This window comes from Actinomadura fibrosa (assembly GCF_900659615.1).
Classification (GTDB): Bacteria; Actinomycetota; Actinomycetes; order Streptosporangiales; family Streptosporangiaceae; genus Spirillospora; species Spirillospora fibrosa.
Window position 1 is genome coordinate 1 of the sequence record NZ_CAACUY010000513.1, and the last position, 2,112, is coordinate 2,112.

Genomic DNA, 2,112 nt, shown 5'->3' on the forward strand with positions numbered 1-2,112 from the left:
CCCACCGCGCCGGGTTCGACTACGCGGCCGTCCGGCCGGTCGCCGACCCCGACGGCACGAGCGTCTACGCCGCGATCGCGCCCGGCGACTACTTCGCCGTGGACCTCGCGTCCCCGCCGGCCGGGCCCGCCGACCTGAACGCGGGCGCGTCCACGGGGCTGTCGCTGCGCCCGCCGGCGCCGGACGGCTCGGAGCTGCGCTGGGTGACGGTACCGGCGGGCGCGGGGCGCGCCACGCTGACCACGAACGGCGCGGCGGGCAGCCCCGCCGCGACCACGGCGCTCCAGGCGACCGCGCCCGGCACGCTGGTGGTGAAGGCCGAGGTGACGTTCGGCGGGCACACCGTCCCGGCGACCCGGACGCTGCGGATCGGGATCACCGACCTCGCCGACAAGCAGTCGGTCGCGGACGACGGGACGCTCGGCGCGCCCACCACCGTGGTCAGCGACCCGCGCGAGTTCTTCGACAGCCGCTTCCTCGTCCAGCACGGCGACGCGCGGGTCGACTACGGGACCGACCCGAACAACAAGCTCATGCAGCCCGCCGTGGCGCAGACGCTCGACGCGCTGCTGGACGAGCTGGCGCGCCAGGCGGTCACCGGGCAGCTCTCGGTGACCTCGGCGTTCAAGGCGGGCGGCGACGAGTTCGCCTCCCACGGCCGGACCCTGACCCTGCGGCACTCCGCCCTCACCCCCGGCGCGCTGGCCGCGATCGCGCACAACGTCGGATTCGGGCACGTCACGCGCGACGGGACGAACGTGACCGTCCGGCAGGCGCCCGGCGAGCTGGTCGTGGTGCACGGGCCGTCCGGCACCGACGGCGGGCTGGTGCTGGAGGTGGACGAGGGCGCGGCCCTGAACCTGTCGGTGACGCCCGTCCTGGCGAGCACCGACCCGCCCGCGACCGGGGAGGTCCGGCTCGGCTGGGCGTCCGCCGCGCTCGAAGCGGACGGCACCGGGCCCGCCCGGACCACGCTCGGCAGCCCCGGCCAGCCCGCGACCGCGCTCCAGGGCGACGCCGCCGGCGCGGCCTGGGTGCAGGCGACCTACCTGCTCGGCGACGGCCCCGCGCCGTACACGTTCCGGGTCGGGCTGCGGCCCGAGCTCGACCACCCGGACACGATCATCTCCAAGGACCAGTACGACCTGATCCTCAACATCCTCAACGCGCTGCACCCGGTCGGCGTGGAGATCGACACCCAGATCGTCCGGGACCACACGGTCGAGGTCCGGGGCGACCTGGCCGCCGCGAACCCCGCCTTCACCTTCCCCAAGTTCCGCGTGCGCAGCCTGCTGCCGCCGCAGCGCGTCCTCCAGCGAAGGAGCACCACCGATGGCCAGCTTCAGCTTTAACCCGAAGTTCCACTTCCCGCCCTACACCGACGGCCGCGACCTCGTCGCGGCGGGCGGGCCCAACGGCTTCAACCTCCGGTTCGACACGATCGAGAGCGACCTGAAGGCCGCGGGCACCGTGATCGGGCAGATCGGCACCGCGTTCGACCAGCTCAACCCGCCCGTCCCGGTCGCCCCGGCGACCGTGCTGGCGACGATCGCGCCGACCCTGCTGCCGGTCGCCGCCGCGACGGGCTGGAGCATCCAGATCTCCGGCCAGGCCGTCGCGCCGGCCAACGCCTCGCCGCTCGGCGTCGTCCCGCTGGTGCTGCCCGACAAGGTGCGGCTCGCCACGATCAAGGTCCTGGGCAAGGGCAGCCCGCCGACCGGCGTGAACACCTCGGTCATCGTGAACCAGGTGCCGCTGTCGGGCGCCACCCCCGGCGCCCTCGTCGCGTTCGCCATCCCCAAGGACGCCGCGTTCGGGACGGCCGTGCCGTTCCCGGCGGTCCAGGGCAGCGTCGTGGACCTCGCGAACTTCCGGTACACGATCTCGGTCGGCAGCGGGCCGGGCACCGGCGACCCCGTGACGCTGAACGGTTTCCAGATCACCTACACCGCCCCCTGATCCGCGATGACGATCCGCTGCCACGTGCCGGTCACCGTGCGGGTGACCGGCGAGCTGACGCCCGAGCGGCGCGAGCGGCTGCGCCGCGCCGTGGCCCGCGCCGTCGCGGCCCGCCTCGCCGCCGCCGAGCGGACGCTCGCCGAGCGCGGCTAC

2 protein-coding genes are annotated in these 2,112 nt (G+C 75.0%); both read left to right on the forward strand.

The genetic code is table 11. From position 1 onward, the window contains the following. The coding region (locus E1300_RS51150; protein ID WP_207400458.1) for a hypothetical protein at positions 1 to 1,352 on the forward strand (1,352 nt) is incomplete at its 5' end. After that, the gene (locus E1300_RS49230) at positions 1,333 to 1,959 is read left to right on the forward strand and encodes a hypothetical protein (RefSeq protein ID WP_131764117.1); all 627 of its coding nucleotides are present in this window, start codon (positions 1,333 to 1,335) and stop codon (positions 1,957 to 1,959) included. The genes E1300_RS51150 and E1300_RS49230, both read left to right, overlap by 20 nt. The last annotated feature ends 153 nt before the right edge of the window (positions 1,960 to 2,112 follow it).